The following is a 14,260-nucleotide window of genomic DNA, read 5'->3' as shown; positions in this document are numbered from 1 at the left end:
GCACCGGATCGGGGCCTTAGCTCAGTTGGGAGAGCGCTTGCATGGCATGCAAGAGGTCAGGGGTTCGACTCCCCTAGGCTCCACCAAATCCCAACTGTTACGTGCCACATAGTTTGACCCCTATGGACAGCACTTTGACCCCTATAGCCACATAGATTGACTTTTTCCGGCAGTATCGCTGACCCATCGGGGCAAAGCGGGCGTTAGTGCACCGCGCGGCGAAGGTTGAAGGAGAGCCCATTTTAACCAATGCTGCAATTTACACGAATGATCGCAATGCCGCGAAGTTCGAAAGTTTTCAGCCCGCGACGACCAGAACTGACCGCTTCAATTCAGCCAAAAACGCAAGCAGGTCTTCTCGGGATTCGCTTTGGCGTTTGGCTTGCATGGCAGCAGTGACAATGAAGTCTGCATAGGCCTCGGGCGTGGTTCCGATCAACGGCCGATCCATTAGTGCTTCCGTGACCAAAGCTTTCTCGGCCGCGCGGGTGTCGCGGATAGCTGCCTTGCTCGCCTCGCCAATTGCGGTGTCGAAGGCGTTTGCGTCCGGGGCGCTGTGCAGCATGTCGAACCCTGCGACCACCAGTCGGTCAAAGAACAGGTCCAGCTTTTGGCCCAGATCATCCGCTCCTTTCCAGGCATCGCGGACAGCAGTAACCGCCGCTCCCTTGGCGAGCCGGATGGACCCTGCAAGGGCGGCATCTTTGTTGCGGAATGTGGCATAAAGCGTGGGCTTCGAAACGCCGGCCTCGGCTGCGATCTCTTCCATCGTGGCTTTACGCACCCCGAACTTTTGAAACATCGCAAGCGCGGCCATGGCGAACTTCTGCTCAGATTTTGTCATTTCCATATTGACGATTATTGTAATTTCGTTAAGTGGCGGGTTTACGAATTGACTAAACCCGTAAATCGCCAGGGACAACCCAATCTTTCTCGGACCCAAAGAAATGATCACGCAAGAACAGCAAGCCGCGCTCGAAACGCTCGCCAAAGGCCTCTCGACCCCACCCCGGTTACCGGTCCTGTGGACGCCCGCAGATTACGACATGACCTTCGAGGAGGTGTCGTTCACAACCGCAGACGGCGTCGCGGTGTCTGCGTGGTTCATGCCTGGTACCTCGGGTCATGTAATTTTAAGCAATCACTTCTCACCCGGCAACAAATACGGATTTGCGGGCCACATGGTGGGGCTCGGCTTTGCGGGCGGGTTCGAGGTGAACTTTCTGCCCCGTTACAAGGCGCTGGTTGACGCGGGTTACAGTGTTCTCGCCTATGACCTGCGCGGCCATGGTGGCAGTGCAGACGGTGAAGGCGGCATTTCCGGCGTTGGCTACCATGAATGGCAAGAAGTGATTGCTGCGCTGGACTACGTTCGGAGCCGCGACGACACCACGGACATATCTCTTTATGTGATGTGCATGGGTGCCAATGCCACCTTCAACGCAATGGACAAGCATCCCGAAGCTTTCGAGGGTATCAAGTCGATGATCGCAATTGCGCCGCTCAAAGGGCGTACGACGATTGAACGCAACTGCGAGCATATGGGTATTCCCGCCGACGAAGGCGTCAAGGCGTTTGAACCGATCTACAACGGCATCACCGGACTGACGGTGGACGATCACAACATCATCCCCAAGGCTCTGAGCATCACAATTCCGACCTTCTTTGTCCAAGTGCGCGATGACATGAACTCGCACTGGCAGGATGTGCAAGAGATGTTCGACCTTGCACCGGTTGCAGACAAAAAGATCTTCTACATCGAAGGCACACCCTGGCGGTTCAGGGGCTACAGCTATTTTTCCGAAAACCCCGGCCAAATGGTCGAATGGTTTAGCGCGCACAAGTAAGGGGAACACTGATGTTTGGCAAAATGATCTCAAACATGATGGTGAAACCCTATCAGTCGCCACTGTTTGATAGCCCTGAAGCGCACGGGCTTGACTATGAAGACGTCGAATTTCCTGCGAGTGACGGCACCACACTGCGTGGCTGGCTCATCAAAGGCGGTGAGGACAAGGTGATCGTGCAAAGCCATTTCGGCGTGCAGTGCAACCGTAGCGGCTGGTCGCCCAAGGGCAAGGGGCCGATCAAACCGTGGAAGGAGGACATTAAGTTCTTGCGGCAGGCCAGGCACTTCGTCGATCAGGGCTATTCTTTCCTGATGTATGACCTGCGCGGCCATGGCGAGAGCGATCTCGGTCCAACACCGTGGGTCAGTTGGGGGCCAGAGGAAGCCAAGGATGTGCTGGGAGCGGTCGATTTCGCAAGCTCGCGCATTCCGGACGCTGCCATCGGCCTCTTGTCGATTTGTATGGGCGCGGCCTCAACAACTTATGCCTATGGGCTGGAAGAGGGTCTGGCCTCACGCGATCAGGTTAAGGCGCTGATCGCGGTCCAACCATTGCTTTATACATGCTTCATCGATGCACTTGGCATGCCTGGGTTCATGGCACGCGCGGGCGAGAAAGTCAGCAATGAGCGGCTGGGGTTCGACATGTCCTTGCCGAATTTTGTCGAGCATGCACCGAAGATCAATGTGCCAACGCTGGTTGTTCAAAACAAGAACGACCCGTGGACCCAGATGAGCATGGTCGAAGATTACTACAATGCGCTGATGGTTGAGAAAGAGCTGAAGCTGCTTGATATCGAGAAAAGCCGGTTCGCGGCCTATGATTATATCGGCGCGCATCCTGAAGAGTTGATGGGCTGGTTTGACAGGTATATGTGATGCTGTGGTCCATACTGAAATGGGTACCGCCTGTTCTCGCCCTTATCGTGGGGGCGGGCGTGTTCACCCGAAAAACCTTCCATGTGGAAACCTTCATCCCGGCCACCCCCCAGCAGATCTGGGCGGTGCTGGCAGAGACCGAGGCCTATCCTGATTGGAACCCTGTCTTTGTCGAGGTTGAGGGGCAGTATGCCCAGGGCCGAAAAGTCCGATACAAGTTGCGTGATCCTTCCGGCAAGATCCTCGAGATGACGGCAGCGGTGAAAACACTGACCCCAAACCGTGAATTGCGTCAGAAAGGCGGCATCCTGGGCTTTCTCACCTTTGATCACCAGTGGCTGCTGGAACCGGTAGAGGGCGGCACCAGAGTCACCCAGCATGAAGTGGACCGCGGCATCTATCTTTGGTTTTGGGATTCCAAGTGGATCGAACCAGCGTATCTAAGCGTCAACAAAGCGCTGGAAATGCGTCTGAAGGGTGCATCGTAAAACCCCGGGGCTTGGGGTCACCCGGCCGCCAGTTTCCGGCTGCGATCCGACGCCGCCTTTGCGGTCTGCTCTACCAATTCCAGGATACCATTGCCTTGGCGCATAAACACATCAAGGCCGGCAGCGGTCGTTCCTTTGGGCGAGGTAACCTGTTCCCGCAAAAGCGCTGGTTCGTCGCCGGTCTGAGACATCAGTTTGCCGGACCCTGCCACCATGGCAACCGCAAGCCTGGACGATACTTCCTGAGAAAGACCCAAACCAATACCGGCCTGAGTCAGTGCTTCGGTCATGGCAAATACATAAGCCGGCCCCGAACCAGACAAGGCAGTGACCGCGTGCATCTGTTCCTCGTGGTCCAGTAAAACAACCTCTCCCACCGCGCCCAATAACTGCTCGGCCAGGTGCAGTTGATCCGTCTCTACGTGGGGATTCGCAACCAGCGCCGTGATTCCGGCACCGATGGCGGCCGGTGTGTTTGGCATCGCGCGCACGACGGGTGTTTCCGGGCCCAGAATGCTCTCGAAAGTCGAGATCAATGTGCCTGCCGCAACCGATATGAACATCGTGGGGCCATTGCCGAATGCGGCAACGCCCGGGATAGCATCGGCCATGATCTGCGGCTTGGTGGCGATGACGGCAATTGCGGGCGGGGTATCCGGCTGCGTGTTCAGTCGCAGCCCCTGGATCTGCAGGTCTGTCAGCCATTCCGCCGGATGAGGGTCCAAAACCGTCACCTGGTCCGGTGTCAGCCCGTTGGCCAGCCAACCGCGCAGCATCGCGCCACCCATCTTGCCGCATCCAAGCAACAGCAGACCTCCTGCCCCAACGTCCATCATCAAGCGCATTTCTGCTCTGCCACGTTCCGCGCCACCAGCTCTTTGTACAGCGCACGCAGGCGCAGGGTCATGGGGCCTGCGCCCTCATGCACACCGATCTTCTTGCCGTCGATCTCAGCCACCGGCGTCTGGGCGCCGAACGTGCCGGTCAGGAAAGCTTCGTCAGCGCCATAGACCTCGTACAGCGAATAGTTCTTCTCGCGCACGGGGATGTCATGCGCTTGACACAGGTCGATTACCTTCTGACGGGTCACCCCGTTCATGCAGTAATCCCCGGTCGAGGTCCAAACCTCGCCCCGGCGCACGATGAAGAAATTGCAGGCGTTGGTGGTATTCACAAAACCATGTGGATCAAGCATCAGCGCCTCGTCCGCGCCGGCCTGTTCGGCCTGCAGGCAGGCGATAATGCAATTCAGCTTGGAATGGCTGTTATACTTGGCATCCTGGCTCATCGGCAGGCCGCGTACCTGCGGCACCGTAGCCAGTCGAATGCCCTGCTTCATCAAACTTTCGGCGGGTTTGGAATGCTCGACGATTGCAACAACGGTTGGACCGGACCTCGACAGTCCGGGATGCTGAAAGGGTTTGGCCTTGGGCCCGCGCGTCACCATTAGGCGGCAGTGGGCGTCTGACGTCATTCCGTTGGCCTCTGCCGTAGCGTTTAGGGCGGCAAGAATCTCTTCTTTGGTCATCCCGATATCGATGGAGACCGATTTGCAGCTGTTAGTCAGCCGGTCCATATGTTCCTCGAAAAACGCCCATCTGCCGTTGTAGAGCCTGAGACCTTCCCACATGCCGTCGCCCAACATGAAACCGCTGTCATAGACCGACACAACCGCCTTGGCGCGTGGGACGATTTTGCCGTTCAGGAAAATCTTGATGTCTTGATTGCGCTGATCCTGTTCGGCATCGTGGGTGGAGTGGCTGGCGGGTTGCTCGCTCATCTTGTCGCTCTTCTTAAAAGTGCCCACTGAAGGTTGGGGCAGCAGCCCAGGCCGCCACCCCATGAGAGAGGCCTCACTCGATAAGGCCGACCTCGCGGAAATACTTTTCTGCACCTGGATGCATCGGGGCCGAAAGACCGTTCACCACCATCTCCTCTTTCTTGAGATTGGCGAATGCCGGGTGGAATGTTTTAAACGCATCGAAGTTGTCGAAGACGGCCTTGACCATCACATAGACTGTCTCTTCGGGCACGTTTGTCGAGGTGACAAATGTTGAGGGCAGTCCAAAGGACGGGACATCCTCATCCACGCCGCGGTAAAGCCCGCCGGGAATAGTCACCTTGCCATAGTAAGGCTTGCTTTCGATCAGTGAATCTACCTTGTCACCTTCGACTGCGATGATGTTGATATCGCAGGTCGTGGCCGCTTCGAGGACGTTGGCAACCGGGTTGCCGGCGACCATCAAAAACGCATCAATGGTATTGTCGCAAAGCGCAGAAGATTGCTCTGCGGACTTCAGTTCGGTGACCAGCCCGAAATGATCCATATCCCAACCCAACGCATCGACCAGCACTTCGGCCGTTCCTCGGGTGCCTGAACCTGGGTTGCCCAAGTTTATGGTTACGCCGCCGAGGTCATCCAGCGATTTGATGCCTGTGTCCTGACGCGCCGCAATGATCACAGTGTCGGGGTGCAGTGAGAATAGGCTGCGAAGTTCATCATCCGCGCCGTTTTCCTCGAATAGACTGGTGCCGTGCAGGGCGTGGAATTGCCAATCCGACTGGACGATGCCCATCTCAAGTTCGCCCTGGCGCATCGTGCGCAGATTGTAGACCGATCCACCGGTACTTTCCACGGAGCAGCGGATACCATGTTCTTTTCGACCCTGGTTGACCAACCGGCAAATGCCGCCGCCGACAGCATAGTAAATACCTGTCACACCTCCGGTGCCGATTGTAAGGAACTCCTCTGCTTTGGCGGGTGTGCCGCCACCCAAGAATGCCGCTGTGGTAAGGACCCCAACTCCTGCGCGAACGTATGTTCCGAACGTGTCCGAAGATAACATAACTGTCTCCCTTTTCGTTTGTGATGCCGTCCCGATCTCAACTCGGCCGAATGGCGATTGTTCTTAAGGCGCGACTGGCCCGGCGAGTGGCCGAACACTCCTGGGCCATCGAATCTCAATGAAGGTAACGGTACCCAGTTCAAGTGAGATTGTCGACAATTATAATTAATGTCGACAATCTTGAGTTTTTGATCCACCATTCCAACTAAGGGAAGCGCGACAACCTGGAACTTGAAGTGTACGAATTATTTGCTTCAGCTGCTCAGCGCGCTTAGGCAGCCTCGGGAGAAAGGTTTGAAATTCGATCGTGACAATGGTGCTATGAACCCGCAATGAAGTCTCTCAAAGAAACATCGTCGCCGTCTGGCGATACGCTTAAGGATCGCACGCTGGAGCGACTGCAGGAACTGATAGTGACCGGCGATCTCGTTCCAGGGTCGAAAGTTCTTGAAACGAAGGTTGCCGCGAAGCTCGAAGTCAGCCGGGCAACCTTGCGAGAAGCCATGATACGCCTCAGTGAGATCGGTCTTCTGGTTAACCTTCCCTTCCGTGGCACCTACATTCGGAAGCTCGATCGCGTCGATCTGCAGGAGATCTATTCATACCGGACCGGGCTGGAGAAGATGGCTTTTCAGTTCTGCTGGGACAACCGCGATTTGGTCAGCCTGGCTGATCTGCAGATGCGAAATGATCGTCTCTGCCAGCGGATCTCTGAAAATGATGCCTACGGCGCCATCATGGCGGAACTACACCTGCATAATTGGTGCTACGAGCTCTCAGGTCACAGTCTGCTATTGCAGAGCTGGGAACGCCTCAAGCCCAACCTTCAGTTCTATTTTGCCATGCATCAGAAGGCACATGAACGTGCAGGTCCTCTCAGAGAATCCCACGACGAATACATCCGCCTCGCAAAAGGCGAGAGCCTGGACGAAATGCTTCTTCATCTGGAGCATCACATGCAACAGGGCCTCAAAAAAACACTGAGCTTCCTGGACGCTCCTAACTGATCGCCTGTCTGACACGACGGCGTCTTAGAGTCTCTAGCAGTAAATGAGCTGAGTGCAGCCATTGAAGCAAACACAACGAACGGCAGGTTTGTCCGCTCCTTCTCCGTTCGGTGCAGATGAAGTGGACGGCTGCGCAATCCGAACCCGGCCATTGGCGCATCAAGCGGCGAAGCATCATGTGGAGCCCCAATTTACCGGGTTCTGCAGAAGGCACTAACGACCGCTTCTTTGGCCTGCGGCTACTCTACTAACATCTCTGTGCGATCCCGGAGCTCGAAGAAACCGTCCTGAGGTTCACTTAATTCAAAGACCCGATGCTGGGAGAGGTCAGAGTAAATTCCTCGAAGAACTCGAGAGGTCAGACCGTGACAAACAACCAAATTGGTCTCTGCGAATGATACCTCTTCGCACCATGCAGATACCCGTGCATGAACATCGGCGTAAGACTCACCAGAAGGTGCCGGGATGTTCCATTTGTCCGTCGAACGCGCTCGCCACTCTTCGGGGTAACGAGCTTTGATCTCAGAGGTGGTCAACCCCTCCCAAATTCCAAAACTGCATTCCATCAATCGAGGCTCAAAGACGATAGCCTGCTCGGGAATTCCAAGGTCCTTAGCCACTATCAAAGCCGTTTGCCGTGCGCGGCCAAGCGGGCTTGCAAAAAACGCGACTTTTCCGTCGAGAGACAATCGCTTCCGCAACCGCTTCGCGTTTTCTTGAGCCTGAAATTCACCTCTCTGCGTAAGAGGCGAGTCGAGTTGACCCTGCCTTCTGCCTTGTACGTTCCAGTCAGTTTCGCCATGACGAAGCAGATAGATAGCGGTGTTCGAATTCATACCAGATTGGGCCCCAGTGTATGCGGCTTCCCGAAGCAGTCTTTGCCAGTTGGAGTAAAGATCACACCAAAGCTCAAGCCAATGGCCCCTACAGTTTGGAGCAACTAACCCAACACGTCGACTTCCTTGAACTTTGCACGCACTTGGTCTCCTGAATAGAAATCTAGCAAGTCTTCTTTGCTCAACGTACCATCTGATAGGAATTTCATCAGGTATTCCTGCGTGAACTCAAGCGTAAGCGTTGCATGTAGCCCCGGGTCAGGGTCTTTTTATGACACAACCACTGCAGTATATTGGCCTTACGGCCAATATACAGAATGACAAAATAATAGGACTTCCGGCCCTTTCCTGCCGTTCGACCTTAGTCAATGTCGCTGCACTGCGACCCGTCGAACCTGCCGTTAGCTGCAAACGCAAAAGACGAAGGCCCTTCGAACGCGTGGTCGCGGGCGAAACGGACCTTCATCCGGCTCGCCCGCCTCTGGTCACCTACAACTGGAACAGACCCAAGGCACTCACAACATCCCGCCTTGTCGCCTCGGTGCGCTCTCGCGCGCGTTCCGTGCCCTCTTTGATTACATCAAGAATGTATCCCCGGTCCTTGGAGAGCTGTGCCCTACGCTCGCGAATTGGGGCGATGAGCTCCTGAAGGATAGCTTCCAGACGCGCCTTGATCTTGCTATCGCCAAGCCCGCCTCTCTGATACTGAGCCTTGAGCTCGGCAAGCCCGTCCAGGTCCGGATCGAAGGCGTCGAGATAGGTAAAGACGACATTGCCCTCGATGCAGCCCGGGTCTTCGACACGCAGGTGGTTCGGATCAGTGAACATCGCTCTGACAGCATTTCGGATCTCATCGGACGACGCTGACAGCGCAATGGCGTTGCCACCGGATTTCGCCATCTTGGCCTTGCCGTCGATACCGGGCAACCGGCCCGCCCGGGGGATGATCGCCCGCGCCTCGGGCAACACGGCCCGGCCTGAGATTGCATTGATCCGCCGAACAATTTCGTTCGTTTGCTCGATCAGCGGGGCCTGATCCTCACCGACCGGCACGACCGTCGCTTTGAAAGCCGTGATGTCCGCCGCCTGTGCCGCCGGATAACAGAGAAATCCGGCGGGAATATCCCGTCCGAACCCGCGCACGCGAATTTCGTCCTTAATCGTCGGGTTCCGTTCGAGCCGCGCGACCGAGACGAAGTTCAGGTAGAGCATCGACAGCTCCGCCAACGCCGGAAGATGTGATTGCAGGCAGATGGTGGTGCGACAGGGATCAATGCCCACGGCCAAATAATCCAGCGCGACCTCCATCACGCTGCGACGCACCTTTTCCGGATCATGGGCGTTGTCGGTCAGGGCTTGGGTATCTGCCAGCAGCAGAAATTGCTCATGGCTGTCTTGATAGCGCAGCCGGTTTGCAAGCGAGCCTGCATAGTGCCCGATGTGAAGCGGCCCCGTGGTGCGATCACCTGTCAGAATGGTTGGTCGGTTCATTTGTGTCTTCTCGTGAATAGGGAGACGGCGCATCGGGAAGCTCGGAAAACAAAAGGCCGCCCATGCGGCGGCCTCGGAATACCTTTGGTCATCCGGCCACCCTGTCAGGAGGCCAGCCACCAAGTCATTGCGATGATCGCAGTGTTTTCCATGGAACACTGACTATCGTCTGCAAGACTACTGGTCAATCAAATGGTGAAAAGGCTCGAGGCTGAACTCGGATGCGGTGCAGCACGTTCGCGATCGGGGTCGCTATGCGATGCAAGGACGGCCCAAAGCCGACCTTCCCCACTCCATCAGTTCCCGCAGTGCGGCTTCCCTGAACCGGTCGTTCAGCGTCGTGCCAGAAAGTTCAGGCGCAAAACATCAACTCAGCGTGGGTCGCAACCAATTCCCTACTGATCCTTTTCGTCGTTGTCGTCGGTTTAGCGTTATACTCGGGCGGAGAATCCAGCAAACCGAAGATATAAAGCGCAACCGGACCTATATTGCCAGTCAGATCGGCGCCAAAGGATAACGCATGGTTCCCCATCACCTCGTCGCTTCACTTGCCACCGCCGCCGATACGGCGATCAACAATGTCTTGCAGGTAGGAGCATCCGGCCAAAGCAAACCGACTGGAGAAGTCGGATTTGTGGCGGCAGTGGTCATTGGTGGCGTCCACGACATCGCCAATGCTTGGTCGCCTTTGCTCCATCCGCACGGCCTGTCAGTCAAGATGAGCGGCGTATTCTGCCACCAGACCCCAAGAGCGACCTTCACCGACAATCACGGCACGATCGTTAGTTGCGAGCTCGCTGACCTGCTGGTTGTTGTCGAGGACAACACCGGTGGTCGGCCCGGCCGGCGTTGGGCCGTACTAATCCAAGCGAAAATGGCCGCGCCGGGCGGTGGTCAGACGCTGACCCAGCCTGGCGACTTGCGCCAGCTCGATCTGATGTCACGGTGGCCATCGTTCACGCTGCCAAAAAACTTTGCGCCTGGCGCGCGCAACTTCGCAACATGCAGGTATCAGGGAAAGCCGCTTGATTGTGGCCGCTACGGGCTTGTCGAAGGGCAGCCCAGCCCGGATTGGCATCAACAGGCGCCCGCGCCTGTGATGCCTGCCGGAGGCGATCGGTTGGGGTCTTTCCTAGCACATATGGTCGAGACAGGGCAGGTCGGATATGGCCGCGAGGCAACCGGCCTCGGCGATGACTGGTCGCGGACGGTCGATGAGCTCATGACTCAGACCTATTCGCAGTTTTTTAGCTACGCAGCTGGATTCAGTGGCCGCCGACAGCGCGGGCACAGCGCTTTCGCGATGGCCATATCGGGCCCTTATGATCCTTCCATCGTCTATTTTAACTCAGATGGACCTCCCCCGTCGGGCGGACGCCCCGACGAGTTGGGTGACGATGAAAGACCGAACGGGATCAACCTGCTGCGGATTGCAATCGGTTCAAATGATTACTCGGAGTAGTAGCCAGGGAATTACATCCTGACTGCGACTGGGGGCGGCTGAAGAGACCGACCTGCTTTGTCGCGACATTTTTGTGTACGGATCGAAGAATTTTCCGAGACTGCGATGGCGGCCCAGATGCCCATGCATTCCGGAAGGCGTATCAGGTAGGGGCAAAGCCCCCCGCGGTATTGCGGGACCGTCACAACCGGGTGAACTTCTTCACGTAGAAGTGGTAGCGGAGCTGCGGACAAAACGCTGCCGAATTGAGATTGCTGCAAATCTTGAAACCGCAGGTGGAGAGTTTGCCTAGGTGCGCTCTTAGCGATTTTTGCACCGCATTGCCAATGGTTGGCATCTGAGAGGCTCAGAGCGGACTGTGGGTCGCATTGCTGTTAATTTTGCCCCCCCGCACACGGCCCAGAGCCGACCTTTGCCGGACTGGATTCAGAGAAAACCAGCCCTGTAAAAAAAAAACAGCGAAGCCGGAGACTAGTCACAGGTAACGTTCAATTAGTTGTTGAGGAAGACACGATTTCTCGTTGGCGCAATTTTACGTTATGGTCTTTCCTATAGATACGACGAGGATTGTAGTAGTGACGGCAGATGACAAGGCACTTTTAAAAACGCAAGTCGAAAAGATTCTTCTGATCCAAGGAAACCAATTTATCAAAGAGCTATTGAGGGAGAACAGCCTTCCCATTGGTTCTACGAAAAAGGACTTCCTGACCAACATAACCAACGCCATCGACGAAGATCGTCTTACTCGGGAGATGATCGAAGCTTGGCTTAAGCAGGTCGAAGGATGGGGTAACCAACACCTCTATCTATTCGAGCCACCCGAAATCACCCCGCAAGATGCCCGTGAGGCGATCTCGCAAAGTGAGTTTTCTCCGTTGATTGAGCAAGGGTTTGGTTATGAGTTTCCCGACGATCTTCAACTAACGAACATCGAACTAGGCGAAGAGGGTATCTCGCTTGTTTGGCAGCAAGGAAAAGAAGGTTGGAACCGTACCCGTGCAAAAGACATCAGCCCACAGCAAGAAGGGTTGGAGGTATACAAATATGAAGCTTACCGGCAGCGATTTGACCGCAGTACGGTTCGTTTTGAATGGCGCTTTGCTGACCCCTTCGTAGGCATACTGATCCACCGTAGTAAGGAAATCGATCACAGCACTGCAATAGAGCTAGTGTGGCAGGGAGTTTCTGCACTCGGAATCTGTGCCGCTCGAACCGCACGCATTTCTTTGAGCCGCGCCGTCAAATCAGCAAGCGACGGAGATGTCGAAACCAAGTCCACCAGGTTCGGAACCGACGATGGCCATGTGGAGATGGTGTCCAACCTTGCAAGCGGTGGCATCAACGACGTAGCAGCCGTGCGCCAAGCTAGGCTCGGGCTGAATGTTGATGATTTTCCTCGAGCCGAAGGAGCCTTCGTCATGAATGAAGAGGGCTTCAACCTAAGTCGGGATTTGTCCATCAAAGTAGTGGGCAGCATAGGGCATGTCGCCATCTGGGCGCATTGCAAGCGCGATGACATATATACCGTGCTTGACAACCTAATAGCGCTGAATGCGGGAGATAATGACGAATAACGGGGCGAAAGAGTGGGAAGCAGAACTTGCGCGCCGGCAGCATGTCGGTGACGGGCTCGAATTTTTGCCCGAGAGCTTCCTGCGCACTGTTGGGGACACGCCAACAGGCGATAGTTTCGAGCTATGGTTGAAAAAAAAGGTTAGCCAAGGTGAGCTTGTAACCCTCGAAGCATGGCAATGTCCGGTGGAAGGTTGCGGGCGTGTCATCGACAAGAGTGAAATAGAAGCGAACGTTTGCCCGAAATGCGGAACCGACTTTCAGGAGTTTGGTGAAGACCCCATCAGGCAAACAAGATATCGAGCCAAAGGCGAATCCAGTAGAGATATCTACTGGATGATCGTCATCCACGGCATGAACACTCGTGGCGCCTGGCAGGAAGAACTAAGTTGGCGTCTGGCAAACAAGCTCAAATATTCGGCACCCGTGCTGATCTACAAGTACGGATGGGCAACAATCGATGTTCTTGTAAAACGTTGTCATCAATCGCTTGTGAACAAACTCGGCATACGCATCCGCGAGGCCATTCGGTTTGCAAACGAGCACAATAATAACCATTGCCCGGACGTCATAGTCCATAGCTTTGGCAGCCAACTGTTTGCCCTACTGTTGGAAAGCGAAGAGTTTAGCGACCTGAAGTTCGGGCGCGTGATAACCGTCGGTTCGATCATTCACCCTGATTTTGTTTGGAGCAGGCATATGGATAGCGGGAAGATCGAAGCGGTGTTGAACCATGTTGGCAAGAAGGACGCTCGAGTTCGCGCCGCCCAGTTCTTCATCCCAGGAACTGGACCGAGCGGACATAAAGGTTTCACGGATTCTGCCAGCATCAACGTGCCTGAACAAAGCTATGGTCACTCAAGCGCCTTTGAACCGAGCGAGCTAAAGAAAAACCTTGGTACAGGCGGCCTTTGGGATCAGTTCCTCCAAAGCCCGCTGAACCACTTCAAGCCATCTACCGCGTTTCGTTTAGAGGAGTGGAAGCCATTTTGTGTGTTGGTACGATGCGCCACCAGATTTCTAGGTTACCTGATCTTCGCTGTTCTTGCGCCATTCAGCTTCGTCCGCCGACTTTTGGACCCATAATGCTTCAAATCTCAATTTGACGCGCCGCGTTGCCGCTCTTAGTGACCCGCCCAGCATTGATATTCTGGTCACTTGGGCTGTGAATGGCTGCTTTTCACATTCCCAGCCAAGGATTTCGCGCTTGCAGCGAACTTCCGCTTCCCGCCCTCGCTTCAAGCAGCTTGCTCATACGGCGCGTGTTTGTACCGCGGTACTGGAGGCTGGCCCATACGGCAATGTTCTGGCGCGTTCCAAGGGAGAAGTTCGTCATACCTGCTGCCTTTGGGAAATAAGGCTCCAGACGCGCCATTTGCGCATCGCTTAACCTGTTCGTCACCGCTCGTTTTTGACGCGGTGAATCACGCAGCGGAACAGAAATCAATGGGTCCAGACGCTAGCGGTTCGAGTAAGGCGATTCAGGAACACCGTAGCGTCGCAGTCCAGGCCAGCCCTCTGCGGTTCCGACAGTACGTTTCTGTCCAGCATGATCATTCGAAATCGACATCTCGCGGCGCCCCGTCGGATCGTTTGATCTCAAGGCGTCCGCCAACATTCGCGCCCCAGGTTGCTCGCATCTGAGCGCCAAGGCCCTTCCCTACTTCGCCCAGAACCGAGGCAGAAATGATTGTTCGGGCCTCCACTTCGATGCTTCGCTCGTTCTGTTTGGCGAGTAGCTTCAATCGCCTGTAAACTTCATCCGGCAGATTTCGAATCGTCAAATTCGCCATTGATTTCGTCTCTTGTTTGATTGCGCTTTGCCTTCAC

Annotated in this window: 14 protein-coding genes and 1 tRNA gene; 8 read left to right on the top strand and 7 right to left on the bottom strand. The window is 55.5% G+C overall.

Going from position 1 to position 14,260, the window contains the following annotated elements; genetic code table 11:
• Nucleotides 1–10: 10 nt before the first annotated feature.
• Nucleotides 11–86, top strand: a tRNA-Ala gene (locus tag AB3N21_RS18365).
• 212 nt (nt 87–298) lie between these two features.
• Here AB3N21_RS18365 and AB3N21_RS18360 read toward each other — a convergent pair.
• Nucleotides 299–955, bottom strand: coding sequence for a TetR/AcrR family transcriptional regulator (locus AB3N21_RS18360; RefSeq protein ID WP_367936580.1), 657 nt, complete (start codon nt 953–955; stop codon nt 299–301).
• On the opposite strand from AB3N21_RS18360, the gene AB3N21_RS18355 reads away from it, so the two are divergent.
• From AB3N21_RS18355 to AB3N21_RS18345, 3 genes are read left to right on the top strand one after another with little or no spacing between them, the layout of a single operon-like run.
• The gene (locus AB3N21_RS18355; protein WP_367936579.1) at nt 948–1,847 is read left to right on the top strand and encodes an alpha/beta hydrolase family protein; all 900 of its coding nucleotides are present in this window, start codon (nt 948–950) and stop codon (nt 1,845–1,847) included. The genes AB3N21_RS18360 and AB3N21_RS18355 overlap by 8 nt on opposite strands.
• Before the next feature lie 11 nt (nt 1,848–1,858).
• The gene (locus AB3N21_RS18350) at nt 1,859–2,728 is read left to right on the top strand and encodes an alpha/beta hydrolase (RefSeq protein WP_367936578.1); all 870 of its coding nucleotides are present in this window, start codon (nt 1,859–1,861) and stop codon (nt 2,726–2,728) included.
• On the top strand, nt 2,728–3,216 hold the full coding sequence (locus tag AB3N21_RS18345; RefSeq protein WP_367936660.1) for an SRPBCC family protein: 489 nt from the start codon (nt 2,728–2,730) through the stop codon (nt 3,214–3,216). Before AB3N21_RS18350 ends, AB3N21_RS18345 begins: the two co-directional genes overlap by 1 nt.
• Before the next feature lie 17 nt (nt 3,217–3,233).
• On the opposite strand, the gene proC is transcribed toward AB3N21_RS18345, so the two are convergent.
• The 3 genes from proC to AB3N21_RS18330 form a co-directional block, all read right to left on the bottom strand.
• On the bottom strand, nt 3,234–4,061 hold the full coding sequence (proC, locus tag AB3N21_RS18340; RefSeq protein WP_367936577.1) for a pyrroline-5-carboxylate reductase: 828 nt from the start codon (nt 4,059–4,061) through the stop codon (nt 3,234–3,236).
• Entirely contained in the window at nt 4,052–4,996 is a 945-nt protein-coding gene (locus AB3N21_RS18335) for an aminotransferase class IV (protein WP_367936576.1), read from the bottom strand. Before AB3N21_RS18335 ends, proC begins: the two co-directional genes overlap by 10 nt.
• 73 nt (nt 4,997–5,069) lie before the next feature.
• Complete coding sequence (locus AB3N21_RS18330; RefSeq protein ID WP_367936575.1) at nt 5,070–6,062, bottom strand: TAXI family TRAP transporter solute-binding subunit; 993 nt, start codon at nt 6,060–6,062, stop codon at nt 5,070–5,072.
• A 332-nt stretch (nt 6,063–6,394) separates the two neighbouring features.
• Here AB3N21_RS18330 and AB3N21_RS18325 point away from each other — a divergent pair, with 332 nt between their 5' ends.
• Nucleotides 6,395–7,069: a GntR family transcriptional regulator gene (locus AB3N21_RS18325; RefSeq protein ID WP_367936574.1), complete on the top strand. Its 675-nt coding sequence runs from the start codon at nt 6,395–6,397 to the stop codon at nt 7,067–7,069.
• 239 nt (nt 7,070–7,308) lie between these two features.
• Here AB3N21_RS18325 and AB3N21_RS18320 read toward each other — a convergent pair whose 3' ends face one another.
• Together AB3N21_RS18320 and trpS are read right to left on the bottom strand one after the other, a co-directional pair.
• On the bottom strand, nt 7,309–7,905 hold the full coding sequence (locus AB3N21_RS18320; protein ID WP_367936573.1) for a histidine phosphatase family protein: 597 nt from the start codon (nt 7,903–7,905) through the stop codon (nt 7,309–7,311).
• A gap of 489 nt (nt 7,906–8,394) precedes the next feature.
• Nucleotides 8,395–9,396 carry a tryptophan--tRNA ligase gene (trpS, locus tag AB3N21_RS18315; protein ID WP_367936572.1) on the bottom strand — a complete coding sequence of 334 codons (1,002 nt, stop codon included), beginning with the start codon at nt 9,394–9,396 and terminating at the stop codon, nt 8,395–8,397.
• 520 nt (nt 9,397–9,916) lie between these two features.
• On the opposite strand from trpS, the gene AB3N21_RS18310 reads away from it, so the two are divergent.
• The 3 genes from AB3N21_RS18310 to AB3N21_RS18300 all read left to right on the top strand — a co-directional run bounded on the left by AB3N21_RS18310 (nt 9,917) and on the right by AB3N21_RS18300 (nt 13,516).
• On the top strand, nt 9,917–10,858 hold the full coding sequence (locus AB3N21_RS18310; RefSeq protein ID WP_367936571.1) for a hypothetical protein: 942 nt from the start codon (nt 9,917–9,919) through the stop codon (nt 10,856–10,858).
• A 575-nt stretch (nt 10,859–11,433) separates the two neighbouring features.
• Nucleotides 11,434–12,432: a hypothetical protein gene (locus AB3N21_RS18305; protein ID WP_367936570.1), complete on the top strand. Its 999-nt coding sequence runs from the start codon at nt 11,434–11,436 to the stop codon at nt 12,430–12,432.
• Complete coding sequence (locus AB3N21_RS18300; RefSeq protein WP_367936569.1) at nt 12,410–13,516, top strand: hypothetical protein; 1,107 nt, start codon at nt 12,410–12,412, stop codon at nt 13,514–13,516. The genes AB3N21_RS18305 and AB3N21_RS18300 overlap by 23 nt, the downstream gene beginning before the upstream one ends.
• A 467-nt stretch (nt 13,517–13,983) precedes the next feature.
• On the opposite strand, the gene AB3N21_RS18295 is transcribed toward AB3N21_RS18300, so the two are convergent.
• A complete protein-coding gene (locus tag AB3N21_RS18295) occupies nt 13,984–14,223 on the bottom strand; it encodes a hypothetical protein (RefSeq protein WP_367936568.1) in 240 nt (79 codons plus the stop codon).
• Between the last annotated feature and the right edge of the window lie 37 nt (nt 14,224–14,260).

This window comes from Ruegeria sp., from assembly GCF_040830605.1.
GTDB lineage: Bacteria > Pseudomonadota > Alphaproteobacteria > Rhodobacterales > Rhodobacteraceae > Ruegeria.
The sequence above is the reverse complement of the archived record's forward strand: the minus strand, read 5'-3'. Positions and strand labels throughout refer to the sequence as shown.

Coding starts and splice junctions, on each gene's coding strand:
- AB3N21_RS18295 (WP_367936568.1), bottom strand. CDS start 14,223: ATGGCGAATTTGACGATTCGAAATCTGCCGGATGAAGTTTACAGGCGA.
- trpS (WP_367936572.1), bottom strand. CDS start 9,396: ATGAACCGACCAACCATTCTGACAGGTGATCGCACCACGGGGCCGCTT.
- proC (WP_367936577.1), bottom strand. CDS start 4,061: ATGCGCTTGATGATGGACGTTGGGGCAGGAGGTCTGCTGTTGCTTGGA.
- AB3N21_RS18345 (WP_367936660.1), top strand. CDS start 2,728: ATGCTGTGGTCCATACTGAAATGGGTACCGCCTGTTCTCGCCCTTATC.
- AB3N21_RS18355 (WP_367936579.1), top strand. CDS start 948: ATGATCACGCAAGAACAGCAAGCCGCGCTCGAAACGCTCGCCAAAGGC.
- AB3N21_RS18330 (WP_367936575.1), bottom strand. CDS start 6,062: ATGTTATCTTCGGACACGTTCGGAACATACGTTCGCGCAGGAGTTGGG.
- AB3N21_RS18335 (WP_367936576.1), bottom strand. CDS start 4,996: ATGAGCGAGCAACCCGCCAGCCACTCCACCCACGATGCCGAACAGGAT.
- AB3N21_RS18310 (WP_367936571.1), top strand. CDS start 9,917: ATGGTTCCCCATCACCTCGTCGCTTCACTTGCCACCGCCGCCGATACG.
- AB3N21_RS18325 (WP_367936574.1), top strand. CDS start 6,395: ATGAAGTCTCTCAAAGAAACATCGTCGCCGTCTGGCGATACGCTTAAG.
- AB3N21_RS18300 (WP_367936569.1), top strand. CDS start 12,410: ATGCGGGAGATAATGACGAATAACGGGGCGAAAGAGTGGGAAGCAGAA.
- AB3N21_RS18320 (WP_367936573.1), bottom strand. CDS start 7,905: ATGAATTCGAACACCGCTATCTATCTGCTTCGTCATGGCGAAACTGAC.
- AB3N21_RS18350 (WP_367936578.1), top strand. CDS start 1,859: ATGTTTGGCAAAATGATCTCAAACATGATGGTGAAACCCTATCAGTCG.